The organism is Shewanella sp. 3_MG-2023 (assembly GCF_030548765.1).
GTDB lineage: Bacteria > Pseudomonadota > Gammaproteobacteria > Enterobacterales > Shewanellaceae > Shewanella.
In genome coordinates this window covers 147,248-166,163 of the sequence record NZ_JAUOSH010000007.1, presented here as the reverse complement: position 1 = coordinate 166,163, position 18,916 = coordinate 147,248, and the positions used below count along the sequence as shown (strand labels likewise).

Here is an 18,916-nt window from a genome sequence, read left to right as displayed (position 1 = left end):
TTCTCGAATAATCCGCCCTGTATCTTCAACCAGCACAATGTAGTCTTTAACACTAAACATCAGTCCATTAGGCATATTTAAACGTTCATTTCCTACAAATGGTATTAACTCTTTTGGTTGCTCACCTTTAATCGCTGAATTTATGCGTCGTTGAATACTGGTGTAATCTGAAGTTTCAGGTGTTGCAGCCATTTGCGCGCGAATTGGATTCAAATCAACATACGCCATACAGGCGAGTACGGCCGCATCATCTAACAAGGCTTGAGATTTAAACCGCCCTTCCCAAAAACGGCCTGTACACTTATCTTCTTTATTGGCCATTCTAGCAATGGGTTCACTCAAGGAACGCATAAACCAACTAATATCAGTTAAACGCTCTCGATATAGCGCAATACAATCATTAACCGTCTTTAATTCAAACTCATTAAGGACTTCAGCTTTAACAAATTTATGCGTCAACAGAGTGCCTTTAAAGCCTTTATACCATAGGTATTATCAAGCTAAGTCAGTTAAACACCGAAGCCTATTCTCAAACTCATTGATGGGGCTAAGCGCTTAAAAAGGTTGCAATTTGAAGCGGTTAAAAACCCATTGGCAGTCAGCCAGTACTAGATCTAGAAGTTAGCTTCACCAAGCTAATAACCTCACTCTATTTTCAAACTTACATACTCACTAAAGCCACAAGTCATATAAAACCTTAACTGAGTAAAATTAGCAATAACCAAGTGCGTAGCCCTTGCTAGAGCCTTTCTATAGCTGGTGTAACCTGCTCAAAATCAAAAAAATATACAGTTTACACTTACTAAGCATTTAAATTTGGATAATTCATGTTATAAATAAAGAGTATTGGTTAGCAAAAAGTAATCAGCATGTTGCTAGTAACAGCTTTGCGCAACGTAATAATCTTGAAATATCATTGCAAGCAAGAAATGCATGATACGAAGCTAAACAAAGTCGCCTAAAGAGTACTGCACTGAAATATTTCACTAGGTGATATTAAAATTAATAGAATTATAAAAGGAGGTTATATGTCGCTCATAAAGCTCTTAGTACTATTTACATTCAGTGTTACTTTTTCGCTTTCCGCATCCTCAAATAACGCTAAAAATGAAGAAAAACTTGTTCTATCATCTTGTAAGTCGCTAAATAACGAATCAGCCACCATTTCGGCTATGCCATGTACTTACTATATTCAGGGCTTTCTTGCTGGTGCATTAAATACGAGTCAGCAATACGAACTTAGAAACAATACCGAAGGATTTGCTGACAGAGCTTACCGCACTCGAGTTGGTACACAGACATCCAAAAAGCTACCTACAATCGTATGTATACCCTCAGATATAACTCGAGAACAACTGGTTCAGCAGATAGTCGATCGAACAATTAACCAACTGTCTCCATCTACAGATTCTTTTAATGACCTTCACAGGCAAGTATATCAAGCATTAGCTGATGAATCGTCATGCGAGCAAAATGATTAACGAGTAAAAAGCTAACCATAATAATTTTAAAACTCGCCAGGTTTTGTACTGGAGTTAACTAACACGAAGCATTAAATAATATGACACAAAAAAATAAAAGCGGCGTTGTTCCAAGCCATAGGCTTAGCCTGTTATTAACCTTAGCCCTATTTTGGTGGATTAACTCAAATTACACTAACCCGCTTTTATTATCACTGGGTGCTGGCTCAATCATGCTGGTGCTTTATATTGCCCAAAAAATGGATGTTATCGACCAAGAAACGCACCCAATCCGTCTAAATGCCAATATGCCAGGCTATACGATATGGTTAGTGAAAGAAGTTATTTTATCTAATATTAGTGTGGTTAAACATATCTGGCTGGGTAACAGCAGTATCTCTTCAACACTCACTACCATAGACACTCGCCAATGCTCAGATATTAATAAAGTCATTTACGCCAACTCCATTACCCTAACCCCTGGCACAGTAGCGATAGACTTAATTGATGACAAGCTTACTGTTCATGCTTTACATAAAGATGGTATCGACGCACTAAAAGCCGGAGAGATGGACCGCCGGGTAAGGGAGCTTGAAGACTAATGTTAGCTACTGCCACCATCGCTATTCTCGTTGTTATGCTACTGGCAATCATTCGCTGTATTGCCGGCCCGACGCTTTATGATCGAATATTAGCTTTCAACTCTTTTGGTACTAAAGCCATACTGCTTATTTCGCTATTGGGCTTTTTAATGGGACGCCCAGAGTTTCTCGATATCGCCCTTGTTTATGCCCTCATTAACTTTATCAGCGTCATCGGCGTTTTACGCTATTCAGACTCAGCCGAGTTCAAAGTGACTCCCTATAAATCTCATTTAACCAAGAAGAGGAAGAAATGAATCTCTTACTCGAAATAAGCAGTGGTTTATGCCTGCTAATTGGTAGCTTCCTTTGTTTTTCTGGTGGTATAGGGATTATTCGTTTCCCTGATTTTTACACCCGAATGCACGCTGCAAGCGTAACCGATACCTTAGGTGCAAGCTCAATCCTGATAGGGTTAATGCTGCAAAGCCCAAATGGTTTAGTACTCATTAAGTTGGTATTGATTTTAGTATTCACACTCTTTATCAACCCTTCTGCTAGTCATGCCTTAGCAAAAGCGGCATTACATAATGGCCTATTACCGCAAAAAGATAAGCCTGATCCTCAGGGAGGAAACAAGCCATCGAAGCCTTAGTAGATGTAATACTATTAATCTTTTTAGTGGTCATCGCCATCGCTATCGTTCGCATGAGAGATCTATTAGCGGTCGTCATGTTAACCGGAATTTATGGCTTATTATCAGCCTGTTTCTTTGTGGTACTCGACGCTGTAGATGTTGCCTTTACCGAAGCGTCTGTAGGTGCAGGAATATCAGGCTTACTCATGCTAGCCGCCATTACCATGACTGGCCGAAAAGAGGCGCCAAAGCGGCATAAACCCTTTCTTGCACTGTTTGTTGTACTCGTCACTGGTAGCATGCTGATCTATGGCACCCTAGATATGCCTTATTTTGGCACTGTTGATGCGCCAGTGCATCAACATGTTGCCCCGCGCTATATTCATGACTCGATGGACGAGGTAGGTGTGCCTAATATTGTGACGTCAGTATTAGGGAGCTACCGAGCCTTTGATACTTTAGGTGAAGTAGCCGTTATCTTTACCGCAGGTATTGGCGTGCTTTCGCTGTTATCACTGCCTCGTCGCCGTAAAAAAATTCAATCTGAAGAGCCAACAGAAGAACAAATGCATGAGCGCCACATGGTGGTGCGCATCGTCAGTAAAACACTTATTCCTTTAATCTTGTTATTTGCACTGTATGTACAATTCCATGGTGACTTTGGGCCTGGTGGCGGATTTCAAGCAGGTGTTATCTTCGCTGCTGCGATTATTCTTTATACCATGCTATTTGGTTTAGATACCGCTAAAAAGGTATTTAATCCGGCGCTAATTCAATTGCTTGCTGCTGTTGGGCTTTTGCTCTATGCCAGTGTCGGAGTTGTTTCCATGATTAATGGGGCTAACTTCTTAGATTACAACGTACTGGCTGAAAATCCGATTGATGGCCAGCACTTAGGCATACTGCTGATTGAATTAGGCGTGGGCATCACTGTCGCTTCGGTGATGTTAAGCATCTTTTTCAACTTTGATGGCCGCAGACAAGCTCAGGCTCAAATTCAAGCTGAGAAAAACAGCTCAGATAAAAAAGGGGAGCTGGATGTTTCTCGGACTCTATAACTATTGGATCGTCGTATTGTTGATGATGATTGGCTTTTATATCGTTATCGCCCATGGAAACTTGGTTAAGAAGTTAGTTGGACTCACCATTTTTCAAACCTCAGTGTTTATTTTTTATATCAGTGTCGGCATGGTCGAGCGTGGTAGCGCACCGATATTGGCTGAAGGGATCAGTGATTACTCTAACCCGCTGCCCCATGTGTTAATTCTAACTGCCATTGTGGTGGGTATTGCGACCACAGCGCTTGGTCTAGCACTGGTGATCAGAATCAAAGAAGCCTATGGCTGTATAGAAGAAGATGAGATCCAAAAACAAGATCAGCTCAACGAGGACGAATCATAGTGTTAGCTCACCTGCCTGTTTTACAAGTTGTGGTGCCGCTAATGGCAGCCCCGCTATGCTGGTTCCTAAATCGCTCCAAACTTGTGTGGATATTTGCCTTATTGGTGTGCAGTGCTACCTGTATCAACAGCATAATATTACTAATTGAGGTCATGAAGTCTGGCACCATTACCTATGAACTTGGGGGTTGGGAAGCACCTTGGGGCATTGAATATCGCATCGATAAGCTGAACGCCTTTTTACTGCTAATCATCTCCACCATAGGTACTGTGGTGTTGTTTGCCGCTAACACCAGCATACAAAAAGAGTTAGACGAAGACCGCCACACCTTATTTTACAGCTTATACCTGCTGTCTTTAACCGGCATGTTCGGCATTGTGGCAACCGGTGATGCCTTTAATGTATTTGTATTTTTAGAGATTTCCTCACTGTCCTCCTATGCCTTAATTGCCTTGGGTAAAGATAGACGAGCACTGTGGGCTGCCTACCAATACCTGATAATGGGTACCATTGGTGCCACCTTTATTTTGATTGGTATTGGCATGCTCTATCAAATGACGGGCACGCTAAACATGAGCGATTTAGCTGTTAGGTTAGTTGATGTTGGCCACACCCGTACAGTATTTGCAGCATTCGCCTTTTTAATTGTCGGGATCTGCTTAAAGCTGGCGTTATTTCCACTGCACCTGTGGCTACCTAATGCTTATGCCTATGCACCTTCAATTGTGACAGCATTTTTAGCAGCAACCTCAACTAAGGTTGCTGTGTATCTGCTCATTCGTTTTACTTTTACCGTACTTGGCATCTCTTTCTCATTCACCACCCTGCCCCTGCAAAGTATTTTAATGGTGCTTGGTCTTATAGGTGTTTTTGCCGCATCTATCACGGCTATTTATCAGCAAAATGTGAAACACATCTTAGCTTACTCAAGTATCGCTCAGGTGGGATATATGATCATTGGCTACTCGATTAATACCAGTACCGGCATTATGGCCACCTTACTACATTTGTTTAACCATGCCTTAATGAAAGGCGCGCTGTTTTTAGCATTAGGCGCTGTAATGTACCGCATTGGCAGCGTCCAGCTCAAACAGTTCCAAGGCCTAGGTAAACAAATGCCATTGACCATGTCAGCCATCGTTATTGGTGGGCTCAGTTTGATTGGTGTGCCATTGACCGTCGGTTTTGTCAGTAAATGGTATCTGCTTATCGCCAGTGTTGAGGCTGGTATGTGGCCAGTGGCCGTTCTTATTCTATTGGGATCACTGCTGGCGATTATCTATATCTGGCGTATTGTAGAAATGGCTTACTTCAAGCCGCCACTTAATGGGTGTGAAACTGTCAAAGAGGCGCCTTGGACCTTCCTCGCCCCTATTTGGGCGCTCATTTTCGCTAATATTTATTTCGGTATAGATACTCGCCTAAGCGTGCAAGTTGCACAGGCGGCTTCTCAAAGTTTGTTTGGAATAACCCCATGAATCCATCTTTGCCGCTGATGTTACAGCTAACTATCTTATTGCCTTTACTGGCAACCTTTGCAATTGCAGCAACAGGAAAGAAACCTAACCTGCGTGAGGCTATCACCATCAGTATCAGCCTTATGGTGCTTTACTGCGTAATCAATATCTACCAAGCCCTCATGGCTGGTGCCAGTATTGAGGTCTCATGGTGGGAGCTGATGCCTGATTTAGAGGTGAGTTTTGTCGTAGAACCGCTCGGTATGCTGTTTGCTCTCATTGCCAGTTTTCTTTGGCTAATCACCACCATTTACGCCATCGGCTATATGCGTGACCATAATGAGGATAACCAAACTCGCTTTTATATCTGTTTCGCTTTGGCGATTAGTGCAGTGATGGGGCTCGCCTTTTCAGCCAACCTGTTTACTCTGTTTATCTTTTACGAAGTGCTCACTCTATCAACCTATCCGCTGGTGACTCACGCAGGTACAGACAAGGCCAAACAAGGTGGCCGTGTCTACCTCGGTATCTTGCTCACTACCTCTATCGCCTTTTTCTTACTGGCCATCATCTTAACTTGGTTTGTGACTGGCACCCTTGAATTTACAGCAGGCGGCGTATTTGATGCCGATGTGGATACCACCATTGCAGGCATAATCCTAATGCTATTTATATTTGGCATTGGTAAGGCTGCCATTATGCCATTTCATCGCTGGCTACCCGCAGCGATGGTGGCACCAACACCGGTCAGCGCCCTGCTTCATGCTGTAGCGGTAGTAAAAGCAGGGGTATTTACGGTATTGAAGGTGTGTATTTTCATTTTTGGACTCGACCTACTCCCCCAATTACCAACTACTGAATTTTTACTTTATTTAGCTACCCTTTCAGTGCTCTTAGCTTCAATCGTGGCGATGCGACAAGACAACTTAAAAGCCAGATTGGCCTACTCAACAGTGAGCCAACTCGGCTATATCACTATTGGGGCACTGCTAGCTACTTCATCGGGTGTGATTGGTAGTTCAATGCATATTGCCTCCCATGCCTTTGGCAAAATTACCCTATTCTTTTGTGCTGGCGCCATTTTGGTGGCTAGCCATAAATCTAAGGTAAGCGAAATGCGCGGCTTAGGTTTTGCCATGCCAATCACCATGGGCGCTTTTTTTATTGCCAGCCTTAGCATTATCGGCGTTCCACCAGCCGGAGGGACATGGAGTAAATGGTTCCTATTGATGGGCACTATTGAAACCGGCTATTGGGTTGTCATGGTTGCTTTAATGCTCAGTTCATTACTCAACATCGCCTACCTACTACCTATTCCTTACCATGCGTTTTTCCCCGGTAAAGGGTATAAGTCATCAAGTACAGATATTAAAGAAGCACCAATGGCTTCATTAATCGCATTAATTATCACATCCCTAGGCTGCTTGATTATGTTCATCCATCCACAGCCCGTTTATGAGTTGGCGAAAGCTATCTTGACTGTATCTGGAGTTAGCCATGGACAATGAGAAGCAATATCTCTTTGATAAACCGAAAAACATTCAGCGGGTTTTATACCTGTTATATACCTGTTGTGCATTGCTTGTGGCACTTGATTTTGTTATTCATCGCCATGTTTATCATAGCTGGGAAAACCTGCCAGCGTTTTATCCTATCTATGGCTTTGTCGGCTGCGTCATCTTGGTCATAGTCGCCAGCTGGATGCGTACCTTTTTGATGCGCCCAGAAGATTATTATGGACCCGTTGAAGAGCTTGATAATAGCAAAATTGAAATAGTCGACGTCAGCGATGGCCACGCCAAAGAAGCTAACAATAAAGGTGATCGCAATGTGGATGCTTGAGTTACCGCCGTTTGTGCTGTTTATCATTGGCGGATTGATTGCTGCTACAACTCGTGGAAAGCTGCGCGGTGCCTTGATGATAGCGATTCCAGTGATCAGCGGATTGCATTTGTGGACTGTGCCAGAAGGCGTCCATTTGCAATTGATGTTTTTAGACTATGAATTAATCCCTTATCGCGCAGATAAATTAAGCCTGATGTTTGGCTATATTTTCCATATTGCCGCATTTATTGGCATCGTCTACTCATTGCACGTTAAAGATACAGTGCAACAAGTTGCCGCTATGCTGTACGCAGGTAGCGCTATTGGTGCGGTGTTTGCGGGTGATTTACTTACCTTGTTTGTGTTCTGGGAGCTGTTGGCATTTACCTCAGTATTTCTAGTTTGGGCTCGTCGTACTCCAGCAGCATATAGCGCGGGAATGCGCTACCTCATCATGCAGGTTCTCTCTGGGGTTATTTTGCTGATAGGTGCGCTGTTTTATATCTCTGAAACCGGTAGCCTAGCCTTTGACTATATCGGCCTAGATAGCATTGCAGGATGGCTTATCTTTATTGCCTTCGGTATTAAGTGTGCTTTTCCTTTTGCTCACACTTGGCTTACCGACGCTTACCCTGAAGCGACGCCGACCGGTACAGTGTTACTCAGCGCATTTACCACTAAAGTGGCGGTTTATGCACTTGCTCGGGCTTACCCTGGCACTGAGTTGCTGATATACATTGGCGCTACAATGACCTGTTTCCCAATCTTCTTTGCGGTGATTGAAAACGATCTTCGCCGAGTGCTTGCCTATAGTTTGATTAACCAAGTAGGCTTTATGGTCGTCGGCATCGGGATCGGGACTTCGCTGGCATTAAATGGTGCAGTGTCTCATGCTTTTAACGATGTCATTTTTAAAGGCTTGTTGTTTATGAGTATGGGCGCCGTACTGCATATGACAAGGCGTATAAATGGCTCCGATCTCGGCGGCCTTTATAAGACCATGCCAAAAACCACGATACTGTGTATTGTTGGTGCGGCCTCCATTTCTGCATTCCCTCTGTTTAGCGGTTTTGTCAGTAAATCCATGGTGATGTCTGCCGCAATGGAAACTGGCCATGACTGGGTCTGGTTAATGCTACTGTTTGCGTCAGCAGGTGTTTTTCATCACGCGGGGATCAAAATCCCTTACTTTGCCTTCTTTGCCCATGACTCGGGTATTCGAGCCAACGATCCACCGCTCAATATGTTAACAGCAATGTTTATCGCTGCCTGTCTATGTATTGGTATTGGTATTTATCCTGCAGCGCTTTATTCTCTGCTGCCATACGATACGGGTTACAACCCATATGATGCGACCCATGTACTCGCTCAGACTCAGTTATTACTGTTTTCAGCATTAGCGTTCGTTTGGCTCAATCTCAAAGGTAAATATCCACCAGAGCTTCGCTCTACTCACCTTGATGTAGATTGGGTATACAGGCGCTTAGTGCCTAATGCACTGCAGCGCATATTTGCAGTCATTTGGAAAGTGGATGGCGAAATTCGTCAATCAATTCGTGGGAAGTTAGACCAATGTCAGCAGTTTTTAGCGCGCCAATACAAAGGGGGGGGGAGCTTTATCTCGAGCGACTATCCATCTGGCAACATGGTGCTTTGGGTAGCAGTGATTCTAGCCAGCTACCTATTCATTGGCTTTATAAACTGACTCAGTCTCATTAATATACTCTCTAGCTTGTTTGCCTATAAACATGAGTAAACAGGCTACTTGTTGTTTTTTTGGGAGTGGATCTCAATTAATAATCAAGTAAATTATTGAATTAAAATTTAGCTTCAATCAATAAATCCTATAGAAAAAAACAGGAGTTTTGCCAACCAAACTCCATGTAATTTGGTTGCTTATTTAGCGCTTAAACCCTAGATGTGATAAAAGCCTTTCAAACCTAATAACAACCTCTTAGAATGGTTTTTATCATCATTTGTAGAGTCAATTAATGCTTAGATTAATTCAATCAAATCAGATGGAAGTTCTGTCAGAACAACTGTCTAAAATGCTCGCTATCCCCCTTGATAACGCTAATTTACTCGCAAATGAACATATCTTGGTGCAAAGTCCGGGGATGTCGACTTGGCTGCGCTTAGAAGTGGCTAAATATAATGGTATTGCTGCCGCCCTGTCCTTTCCGCTGCCGTCGAGTTTTACCTGGCAGTTATGCCATGAACTGCTGCCAGATGTGCCTAAAGATAATGCCTTTACTAAAGCGGCGATGACGTGGAAGTTAATGGATTTACTGCCGCCATTACTTGATGACCCTGACTTTGCGCCGCTACAAGCCTATTTAGCTCCGGTTGAAAATCAGCACACCAACCATACAGATGAAGCGCTACCCTATATCCAAGCTGGCAGTTTTGATGCCATTAAGCTGTATCAATTATGTGGCCGTATTGCCGATATTTTTGACCAATACTTAGTGTATCGCCCTGAGTGGATTCAAGCTTGGGAGCAAAACGAGCATCCGCTGAAGCTGGAAGAAAACCAGCGTTGGCAACCTAAGCTCTGGCGGGCACTGATTGAATATAACCAGCACCACCTTCATGCCAGCACTTATCATCGCGCCAACTTACATCAACACTTAATTGCTGCACTGCAAAACCCTGACACTGTAATTAAGTCGCTACCTGAGCGATTATTTGTGTTTGGTATTTCTTCTATGCCGCCACAAACCTTGCTAGTGCTGTATCACTTGGCTGAACGCATTGAAGTGATTATGTTTTCCTTAAGCCCTTGTCAGCATTACTGGGGCGATATTGTTGACCCTAAAGCTCGCGCAAGAATGGCGCTGCAATATGTTGATAAAAAGCAGTTAGGCGAGCAATGGGAAGAAAAGCTCGAAGTGGGTAATCCGATCCTGGCTAACAATGGCAAAATGGGCCGTGAATTACTGGATTTAATGCTCGAACTACCGCCAGAACACACTGACTTTAGTTACGACTGCTATATCGAGCCCGAACAATCCCCTGACAGTTTAAATCTACTCCAAGGGGTGCAATACGATATTCTGCAAATGGAAACTCTAGGCCAAGCCCTTGGCCCTGATGCAGCACTTTATCAAAATGTCGCCAATAGACGCTCGTTAAGCCAGCAAGACCAATCAATTACCCTGCGCAGTTGCCATAGCCCGCTACGAGAAGTCGAAACCCTGCACGATCATTTACTCGAGTTACTGTCAAGCAATGCGAATGACAACGGTAAAGCATCACTAAAACCCAAAGATATCGTGGTGATGATGCCCGACGTGGCAGCTTATGCGCCTTATATTGATGCAGTATTTGGCACCAGCAATAGCGGTTTACATCGAAGTAATCAAGACTCAGGCAAAACAGCCAACTACTATATTCCCTATGCCATTGCCGATAGAGGCGCAGCTCAAGAGTCACCGCTAATTAACAGCTTTTTGAATTTACTCAATATTAATCAAAGCCGTTTTGGCCTCACTGACATTATCAGTATTCTCGAAGTCCCAGCAATTTTACGAAAATTTCAGCTCGATGATGATGCTCTGCAGCTTATTAGACGTTGGCTAGATGATGCCAACGTGCGTTGGGGCCGTGATGAAAAAACCCGATTGCAACAAGGAGTACCAGCGTTTAAGCAGAACTCTTGGGCATTTGGTATTAGCCGCTTAATTCAAGGTTATGCTTTTAATGATGAATCAGCGCTTTATAACGATTCACTGCTAGTACAAGGTGTTGAAGGCCAGTCTGCGCAAATTCTTGGCTATTTACTCAATTTCTTAGAGGCCATTGACGAATATCAACTGCAACTGGCTAGCCAATGTCCAACCCTTGAACGTATCGCGCAGCTACAAGCTTTATTAGAGGTTTTCTTTGATGCTGATGATGACGAGCGCGAGCAAGTTCAAACCATTCGCGAAGCCTTAGTCACCTTAAGTACCGAGCTTGAAGACGCCGGTCATCAAGGTGAACTCGATGTTGAAGTGCTCAAGCAATGGTTTAATCAAAACCTTAATGAATCTCGAGTTGGTCAGCGCTACCTTGCAGGGAGTGTGAACTTTTGTACCTTGATGCCGATGCGCTCAATTCCTTTTAAAGTGGTATGTTTACTGGGTATGAATGATGGGGTGTATCCACGAGTACAACACCCTGTTGGATTTGACTTAATGGCCCACAATGGCGCTATTAAAGGTGACCGTTCCCGCCGATTAGACGATCGTTACCTGTTTTTAGAAGCTTTATTGTCTGCCAGAGAGCAATTTTATATCAGCTACATTGGCCACTCTGAGCGTGATAACGCTGAACGAATTCCCTCAATGTTGGTGTCAGAGCTAACCGAGTATTGCCAGCTGTGTTATTTTGCTGACTATTATTTCACTACAAATAATGAGCCTCAACTCGAAATCGGCCAAGGCTTACGTGAAAGCGTTGAAGTTAATAACGCCGATAAAGCAATATTAAGCCATTTAATCCAGCAGCAACCGCTGCAACCCTTTGATGCCAAATTGTTTACTGCAACTCAGCAAACTAAATTGCAGCAAAGTTATAATCATCAGTGGTGCCCGCCAAGTATCGCAGATGCGAACCACTTACTTAATAATGCCCGCTTCTTTAACCGCCTTAAGCCGTTAGATTTAGCCAACGATGACAACCCATTTGATGCTGTTGCCGACGATGGCAGCGCCATTGTGCAACTTGAATTGTCGGCATTATTACGCTTTTTCAGAAGCCCAGCGCAATTCTTTTTCAATCGCAGTTTAAAAATTGATTTTAATTTACGAATTCAAGCTGACGATAACGACGAGCCATTTAACTTAGATGCATTAGAGCGCTATAAATTGCAATCAGCAATGATTGACAGTGCAGTGCATCACCAACTTGAACACGCTGACATTGAGTTTATCAACCAGCTAAAAGCCAGTGGCAGTTTACCCATGGCGCCCTTTGATGATGTGCTGCTTAATCGCTATCAAAACGACATTAAATACGTCATTGGTCGGGTGCTCTATCTCACAGGCGATAAGAGCCACAGTCAGGAAGTGGATATTGATTTACAGTTTGAAGGGCTAACGCCGCTAAACAGCGAGGCTTTAGACAGCACTCAATCAAGCATTAACGTTAACCTTATTGGCCGCATCGATGATATTTACGCTAAAGGGCAAATAAATTATCGCCCTGGCACTGCCCATGGCCGTGATTTTGTCAGGGTGTATTTGCGCCATTTATGCCTTAATGCCGCAGGGGTTGAGAAAAACAGTTACCTGCTGGATATTGGCCATTTTCATGCCTTTAGCGCAATTACGCCAGAGTCCGCTCAGCAATTATTACAGCAATTTATTCAAGCTTATCTCAATGGCCAAGCCCAGCCGTTATGCTTTATGCCGCGCACCGCGTTAGCCTATGTTGAAGCCGATGGTGATCATATGGAAAAACTGCAAGCTGCCGAGCCATTATGGCTTGATGAACAATCAGGCTTTGGTGAAGGGAACGATCCCCATAATCGCCGTTTATTTAGTTTTCCTGAAGACTTTACTGAAGCTGAATTTGGCAAAACAGCCACCATGTTACTGCAACCTATGTTGAGTATTTATCACAAAGGCACCCTCGCCGAGCTTGACGAATATGCTATCCAACCACCTAAGCTCTCTGTAATTAAAGGGGGCAAAGCCTAATGACTCAAATTAATGACAATGCTAGCAAGTTAGAGGCCGCTAACACCGAAATGACTGACTCTGAAATCGCTAATGGCAAAGAAACTCACTCAAAAGTCAGCAAGCTTAATCCGCTAACACTGCCTTTTGCAGGTTCAAGCTTAATTGAAGCCAGTGCTGGCACAGGTAAAACCTACACCATTTCTGGGCTGTATTTACGGCTATTACTGGGCGATAAAGATAAAGCGCCGCTCACCTGTGAACAGATTTTAGTGGTGACCTTTACTAATGCCGCCACCGAAGAGCTGCGGGATCGAATTCGTAAACGTATTCAAGTGGCCTTTAAGTGCTTTATTGGCTTAGACACCAATGATGAATTTGTAGAGGCGCTGTACCAACAAGTACCAGAGTCTGAGCGGGCAATTGCCCTAAGACGGTTAGATTTAGCACTAAAGTCACTAGATGAAGCGGCGATTTTTACCATTCACGGTTTTTGTCAACGCATTTTATCTGACATGGCGTTTGAGTCATCGCTATTATTCGAGTCAGAATTTACTCTCGATGACAGTGAGTTTTTACATCATGCCGTGCGTGATTTTTGGCGTGAGACCTGCTACCCACTGCCACAAGTATTAGCCCAAGTGATTGATAACGAGTTTGGCGACCCTGATAGCTTGGCTTGGCAACTTAAACCGTTACTCGGCGCGAGCCAAGCCAATATCCCGTTTGTGGCGAAAGAGTTTAACCAGTTAGCTGATGAATTAGTTCAAAGCCTTGCTCGCTTTAAAAAGCGCTGGCCAACAGACAGTGAAAAAGAACTGGAACTGCTACACAGCTTACCGCTCAATGGCGCGAGATTCGGCAAAAAAGCCGATGATTATCCAAAGCTTGCGGCCATGTATGATCGCTTAACCAATTGGGTTAGCTTCGGCAATGGCCTGCCGCCAGTTAAAGATTTAGAAATGCTGGCGCTATCTGAGTTAAAACTCAATAAAGATGGCACTATCCCCAGCGCAAATGATGCGCCGCTGCTCGATCATATCGAGCGATTATTTGCACTTATCCAGCAAATAAAGCCATCATTTTTAATTCGCGCCCGTGACGGTATTCGGCTGCGATTTATGCTGCAAAAAGCCCAGCGCAACTTAATGACCCCAGATGATCTCTTGATCACCTTGGCTGATGCCTTATCAACTGCTACTAAATCAACTGATACTGAATCAACTGCTACTGAATCCAGCGCACACCATTTAGCCAAAGCCATTGCAACACGCTTTCCGGTGGCATTAATTGATGAATTCCAAGATACTGATCCGCTGCAATTTACTATTTTCTCAACCATTTATCAGCAGCAAACCCAGCTTGATAGTTTAAGTTTATTAATGATTGGCGATCCCAAACAAGCCATTTATGCCTTTCGCGGCGCCGATATTCATACCTATATCCATGCCCGTAAGCAAACTAAAGCGCACTATAACCTCGAAACCAATTACCGCTCATCCACGGCACTGGTCAATGGGGTTAACCAGCTCTTTAGCCAACATCAGGATCCATTTATCAGTGATGCGATCCCTTATGATGTGGTTGATACCCCAGCCAGCGCTGACAATAAAAAGCTCACTGAAGCCACTGAAGACAAATCAGCGCTGCGAATTAAACTGCTTGGCGAAGGTGAAAGCGGCTTAAATAAAACTACTGCCCGTCATCTACTGGCGAATGATGCTGCCAGTGAAATAAAACGTTTATTAACTGAAGCGCAAACTGAGCAATGCCATATGAATGGCACAGCGCTCATCGCCAAAGATATTGCCGTGTTAGTGCGCGATAAAAATGAAGCCTCGGTGATGAAGCAAGCCTTAAGCGAGCGTAATATTGGCGCAGTATTTTTAAGCCGAGATAGCGTATTTAACACCCAAGAGGCCTTTGAACTGGCGATAATTTTACGGGCTATTGCTAACCCGAAAGATGAGCGCTGCCTTCGCGCAGCACTTGCCACTGAGCTTATGGGTTACAGCGCCCAGCAAATTCATCTGTTTAATCAAGATGAAGAGCAGCGACAAAGCTTACTGGACCAATTTGCTGATTGGCATCAAACCTGGCTTAAGCGCGGCATCATGCCTGCGCTGTTAAGTTTGGCTAACCAAACCCAGCTGATTAAGCGCTATTTAAGTAAACAGCTTAGCCCAAGCGTCGACAGCAACTCAGATAGTATGGCTGATAGTAGTGTTGATAGTAGTGCTAATAGTAATGCTGAAAGTGGCGAGCGCCGACTCACCGATTTCCGCCATTTGTGCGAACTACTGCAGCAAAAAGCCACCGAACTTGATGGTAGCAGCGCGATAATGAATTGGTTTGAGCAACAACTGATTGATGCTCAAGGCAATGATGAGCAGCAATTGCGCCTTGAAAGCGAACAAAATCTGGTGCAAATCGTTACCATTCATAAAAGTAAGGGGCTTGAATATCCCGTTTGTATGGTGCCATTTATTAGTCTCGCGCGGGATAATCGCAAAAAGCCTGCGCCTATGCTTTACCATAAAAATGACCAATTAGTTTGGGATGTTGAGGGCACGAAAGAAGGCTGGGAGCAATACAAACAAGAAAACCTCGCTGAAGATTTACGTCTGTTATACGTGGCGCTCACCCGTCCGGTTTATGTGTGTTACTTATACATTGCCAACCATAGCCGCATGCTTAAAGCTGGGGTAAGTAGTCACTTATACGAAACCGCCATTGGTTATTTATTGGGGATCACCACTAAAGATTGTGATTTTGAGTTGTTATCACAACATGCACAGGCCATAAAAACCAGCGCGCCAGTGCCCGATGCCATTAGCGTGGTTCAGCTAGAGGCGATTGATGACTCAGCGCTCACTGAACTTAATGGCCAGTCGCAACAGTTAGCGGCAAAAACCTTGCAGCGTGATTACCACACCCCATGGCGAGTTGGCAGTTACTCAGGTTTGGTGAAACACCTTGCCCATGAAAAAGTCTCTCCGGGTGCCGACGATGAAGACTTTAGCCAAGAAACCCTGCCACAATTTGAATCCGCAGCTGACATCAACCCTTTTGACACTGATGTTGAAAACAACGCGATTAATCGTTTTACCTTCGAGCGCGGCGCCAATGCCGGTAGCTTCATGCATTTGGTGTTAGAGCTATTTGATTTCACCAATGCTGAGGTTGAATTGCCACAAGCCTTACCCAAAGCCATGGAGCAATATGGTTTTGACCAAGAGATATGGACAGATACCTTAATCCAGTGGTATCAACAAATCCTTCATAGCCCGCTCATTACCAATAATGCAGCGCAAGATAATCAGCTATTAAATGATCATGGTTTGCCACTGACATTAGCCCAGTTAGCCCCAGAGCAAAAATTAGTTGAGATGGAGTTTTATCTGCCCATTAGCCAATTAAAATCTCAGCAGTTAAATCAGTTGTTACAACAATATGGTTATGATGCAGGGCTTGAATTTGACGAGCTACAAGGCATGTTAAAAGGCTTTATCGATTTAACCTTTGAGTATAAAGGCCAGTATTTTATTGCCGATTATAAATCTAACCATTTGGGTGACGATTTAACATGTTATGACCATAATGCGATGGCGACAGCCATCAGTAGCCACCGTTATAATTTGCAATATATTCTTTATACCTTGGCACTGCATCGTTACTTATCTTTGCGAATGCCAAGTTATGATTACCAGCGTCATATAGGCGGCAGTTTTTACCTTTTCTTACGTGGTATGAGCCCAGAAGCTTCAGGCGCAGGAATATTTTTTGATAAACCGCCATTGGCCTTAATCACTGATTTAGATGCACTATTTTCAAACAACAATGCATTGGAGCAAAAATAATGATTACCCTTAGCGCCCCAATGACTCAGTTACTTAAAAATTGGCAACAACAAGGGTTAATTACCCCACTTGATCGTCACTTCGCCCTTGAAATGGCCAACTCTCAGCTCGCTCAAGTTGATGCCAAAAATGACACTGCTGATGAGTTTTTATTATTAATCTGTGCGCTATTAAGCCAGCAATTATCAAGTCAGCACAGCTGCTTAGTTATCGATAATATCGCTCTTGATAATCCGTTTTGCGAGCAAGAGTCCCATTGCAAGTTAACAATAACCCACCAGCAACTCAGTGACGCTATCGAAGCATTAGCCTGTGTCGGCCAACCTGATGATAACCAGCCATTAATTGTTGAGCATAACCGATTGTACTTAAACAAGTATTATCACTTTGAAACCCAAGTGGCAGCCCGATTCAACCAGTTGGCACAAGTTAACTTAACTGTTGATACCGCAACGCTAGCGCAATATTTGAATGACTTATTCGATGAAAAACCAGATGTAAATAGCAAGAGCATCAACTGGCAAAAAGTGGCCACTGCTACGGCGCTAACTAAAGCCTTAGCGGTGATTACTGGCGGCCCCGGCACAGGTAAAACTACCACTGTCACTAAGTTGCTCTTGTTACTGCTAACTCAAAAAGCCTTAACCATTCGACTGGTGGCGCCAACCGGTAAAGCCGCAGCGCGATTAAGTGAGTCCATTAAAGCCTCTAAAGCGCGGCTAGTAAGTCAAGTTGAGCAAACCGCTAAGCCAGAGCTAATTGATGCCCTAAGCAAAATTCCTGAAGAGGCTGCTACGCTGCACCGTTTGTTGGGAGTGATCCCTAACTCACACTTATTTAGACACCACAAAGATAACCCTCTTAGGTTAGATTTATTGGTGGTCGATGAAGCATCAATGGTGGATTTGCCTATGATGCATAAGCTATTAAGCGCCCTGCCTAAAAATGCCCGCCTAATATTATTGGGCGATCAAGACCAGCTGGCATCCGTTGAAGCAGGCGCTGTATTGGCTGATATTTGTGCCGGTTTGAAAGTGACTGCCGATCTTAGTGCTAATGCATCACCATGGCGAATGCGCTATTCAGAGCAGCAAGCCAACTTATTGCAGCAGTTAACTCAGCAAAATACCAGTCAGTTTATTCATCCTAAACCTATGCTCGGCGACAATTTATGCATGCTGATGCACAGCCACCGCTTTAAAGGTGATGGCGGCATTGGCTTGCTGGCCAATGCGGTAAACTATGTCAACATCAACGGCATTCGCCGTGAGTGGCAGTGCGGCCATCAAGAGTTAACTTGGATAGAGCATCAGCCCGATGCCCAAAGTCTGCCGTTATTGCAATCGGCAGTGGCAGCTTATGCCGAGTATTTGCAAAAAGTGCTCGATAATCAGCATGCTTACTCGCAGCAATTAAGCTGTATTTATGGCGCAGAAGAGATTATTGATACCTTCAATAAATTCCGCATTCTATGTGCCATGCGCTCAGGTGAATTTGGCGTTGATGGCATGAACCTCGCCATCACTAATGTGCTCAAACAAAACCATTGGATAAAACCCACTCAAGAATTTTACCTTGGCAGACCGATTATCATTCAAAGTAATGATTACAATTTAGGCTTATTCAACGGCGATATTGGTTTGATTTTGCAAGATGAGCAAAAGCCTGAAAAATTAATGGCCTACTTTGTTAAAGCCGATGGCAGCTTGTTAAAAGTACAACCTGCAAGGCTACCCAATCACGACAGTTGCTTTGCGATGACCGTACATAAAAGCCAAGGCAGCGAGTTTGAAAAAGTCGCCTTTGTGTTACCACAAAAACCCAGTAACGCCCAATGGCAGCTGCTGACTAAAGAGTTGGTTTATACCGCTATCACTCGCGCCAAAGAGCATTTTATTTGTTTAGGCACACCGTATGTATTTGAGCGTGCCAGCAAACAGGTAACCTCACGCGCATCAGGCTTAGCACTAAGGTTATGGGGAGAGGATAACGAGTAGTTGGTATCTCAACTATGGATACTGCCGCCAAGCAAT

Annotated in this window: 13 protein-coding genes and 1 pseudogene; 13 read left to right on the top strand and 1 reads right to left on the bottom strand. The window is 43.9% G+C overall.

Annotated features, from left to right (window positions below):
- Positions 1-486 (bottom strand): annotated as a pseudogene (locus tag Q4591_RS06190) (transposase); the annotation flags it as partial.
- 542 nt (positions 487-1,028) lie between these two features.
- Here Q4591_RS06190 and Q4591_RS06185 point away from each other — a divergent pair.
- The 13 genes from Q4591_RS06185 (at position 1,029) to recD (ending at position 18,880) form a co-directional block, all read left to right on the top strand.
- Positions 1,029-1,481 carry a hypothetical protein gene (locus Q4591_RS06185; RefSeq protein ID WP_102531795.1) on the top strand — a complete coding sequence of 151 codons (453 nt, stop codon included), beginning with the start codon at positions 1,029-1,031 and terminating at the stop codon, positions 1,479-1,481.
- Between the two features lie 80 nt (positions 1,482-1,561).
- The gene (locus Q4591_RS06180) at positions 1,562-2,062 is read left to right on the top strand and encodes a Na+/H+ antiporter subunit E (RefSeq protein WP_102440571.1); all 501 of its coding nucleotides are present in this window, start codon (positions 1,562-1,564) and stop codon (positions 2,060-2,062) included.
- Positions 2,062-2,358 (top strand): monovalent cation/H+ antiporter complex subunit F, encoded by a 297-nt coding sequence (locus Q4591_RS06175; RefSeq protein WP_102440570.1) that lies wholly within the window; start codon positions 2,062-2,064, stop codon positions 2,356-2,358. Before Q4591_RS06180 ends, Q4591_RS06175 begins: the two co-directional genes overlap by 1 nt.
- Positions 2,355-2,696 carry a monovalent cation/H(+) antiporter subunit G gene (gene mnhG / locus Q4591_RS06170; RefSeq protein WP_102440569.1) on the top strand — a complete coding sequence of 114 codons (342 nt, stop codon included), beginning with the start codon at positions 2,355-2,357 and terminating at the stop codon, positions 2,694-2,696. Before Q4591_RS06175 ends, mnhG begins: the two co-directional genes overlap by 4 nt.
- Positions 2,697-2,722: 26 nt before the next feature.
- Positions 2,723-3,736: a Na(+)/H(+) antiporter subunit B gene (locus Q4591_RS06165; protein WP_303459982.1), complete on the top strand. Its 1,014-nt coding sequence runs from the start codon at positions 2,723-2,725 to the stop codon at positions 3,734-3,736.
- Positions 3,717-4,079 carry a cation:proton antiporter subunit C gene (locus Q4591_RS06160; RefSeq protein WP_102440567.1) on the top strand — a complete coding sequence of 121 codons (363 nt, stop codon included), beginning with the start codon at positions 3,717-3,719 and terminating at the stop codon, positions 4,077-4,079. Before Q4591_RS06165 ends, Q4591_RS06160 begins: the two co-directional genes overlap by 20 nt.
- On the top strand, positions 4,079-5,557 hold the full coding sequence (locus Q4591_RS06155) for a monovalent cation/H+ antiporter subunit D family protein (RefSeq protein WP_102440566.1): 1,479 nt from the start codon (positions 4,079-4,081) through the stop codon (positions 5,555-5,557). The genes Q4591_RS06160 and Q4591_RS06155 overlap by 1 nt, the downstream gene beginning before the upstream one ends.
- Positions 5,554-7,044 (top strand): monovalent cation/H+ antiporter subunit D family protein, encoded by a 1,491-nt coding sequence (locus Q4591_RS06150; protein WP_102476328.1) that lies wholly within the window; start codon positions 5,554-5,556, stop codon positions 7,042-7,044. The genes Q4591_RS06155 and Q4591_RS06150 overlap by 4 nt, the downstream gene beginning before the upstream one ends.
- Entirely contained in the window at positions 7,034-7,378 is a 345-nt protein-coding gene (locus tag Q4591_RS06145) for a hypothetical protein (RefSeq protein ID WP_102440564.1), read from the top strand. The genes Q4591_RS06150 and Q4591_RS06145 overlap by 11 nt, the downstream gene beginning before the upstream one ends.
- A complete protein-coding gene (locus tag Q4591_RS06140; RefSeq protein ID WP_303459980.1) occupies positions 7,365-9,065 on the top strand; it encodes a Na(+)/H(+) antiporter subunit D in 1,701 nt (566 codons plus the stop codon). Before Q4591_RS06145 ends, Q4591_RS06140 begins: the two co-directional genes overlap by 14 nt.
- 286 nt (positions 9,066-9,351) lie before the next feature.
- Entirely contained in the window at positions 9,352-13,044 is a 3,693-nt protein-coding gene (gene recC, locus Q4591_RS06135) for an exodeoxyribonuclease V subunit gamma (RefSeq protein ID WP_303459977.1), read from the top strand.
- Between the two features lie 50 nt (positions 13,045-13,094).
- The gene (locus Q4591_RS06130; protein WP_303459988.1) at positions 13,095-16,883 is read left to right on the top strand and encodes a UvrD-helicase domain-containing protein; all 3,789 of its coding nucleotides are present in this window, start codon (positions 13,095-13,097) and stop codon (positions 16,881-16,883) included.
- Positions 16,883-18,880, top strand: coding sequence for an exodeoxyribonuclease V subunit alpha (gene recD, locus Q4591_RS06125; protein ID WP_303459975.1), 1,998 nt, complete (start codon positions 16,883-16,885; stop codon positions 18,878-18,880). The genes Q4591_RS06130 and recD overlap by 1 nt, the downstream gene beginning before the upstream one ends.
- Positions 18,881-18,916 lie beyond the last annotated feature (36 nt).

Coding starts and splice junctions, on each gene's coding strand:
- Q4591_RS06185 (WP_102531795.1), top strand. CDS start 1,029: ATGTCGCTCATAAAGCTCTTAGTACTATTTACATTCAGTGTTACTTTT.
- Q4591_RS06180 (WP_102440571.1), top strand. CDS start 1,562: ATGACACAAAAAAATAAAAGCGGCGTTGTTCCAAGCCATAGGCTTAGC.
- Q4591_RS06175 (WP_102440570.1), top strand. CDS start 2,062: ATGTTAGCTACTGCCACCATCGCTATTCTCGTTGTTATGCTACTGGCA.
- mnhG (WP_102440569.1), top strand. CDS start 2,355: ATGAATCTCTTACTCGAAATAAGCAGTGGTTTATGCCTGCTAATTGGT.
- Q4591_RS06160 (WP_102440567.1), top strand. CDS start 3,717: ATGTTTCTCGGACTCTATAACTATTGGATCGTCGTATTGTTGATGATG.
- Q4591_RS06150 (WP_102476328.1), top strand. CDS start 5,554: ATGAATCCATCTTTGCCGCTGATGTTACAGCTAACTATCTTATTGCCT.
- Q4591_RS06145 (WP_102440564.1), top strand. CDS start 7,034: ATGGACAATGAGAAGCAATATCTCTTTGATAAACCGAAAAACATTCAG.
- Q4591_RS06140 (WP_303459980.1), top strand. CDS start 7,365: ATGTGGATGCTTGAGTTACCGCCGTTTGTGCTGTTTATCATTGGCGGA.
- recC (WP_303459977.1), top strand. CDS start 9,352: ATGCTTAGATTAATTCAATCAAATCAGATGGAAGTTCTGTCAGAACAA.
- Q4591_RS06130 (WP_303459988.1), top strand. CDS start 13,095: ATGACTGACTCTGAAATCGCTAATGGCAAAGAAACTCACTCAAAAGTC.
- recD (WP_303459975.1), top strand. CDS start 16,883: ATGATTACCCTTAGCGCCCCAATGACTCAGTTACTTAAAAATTGGCAA.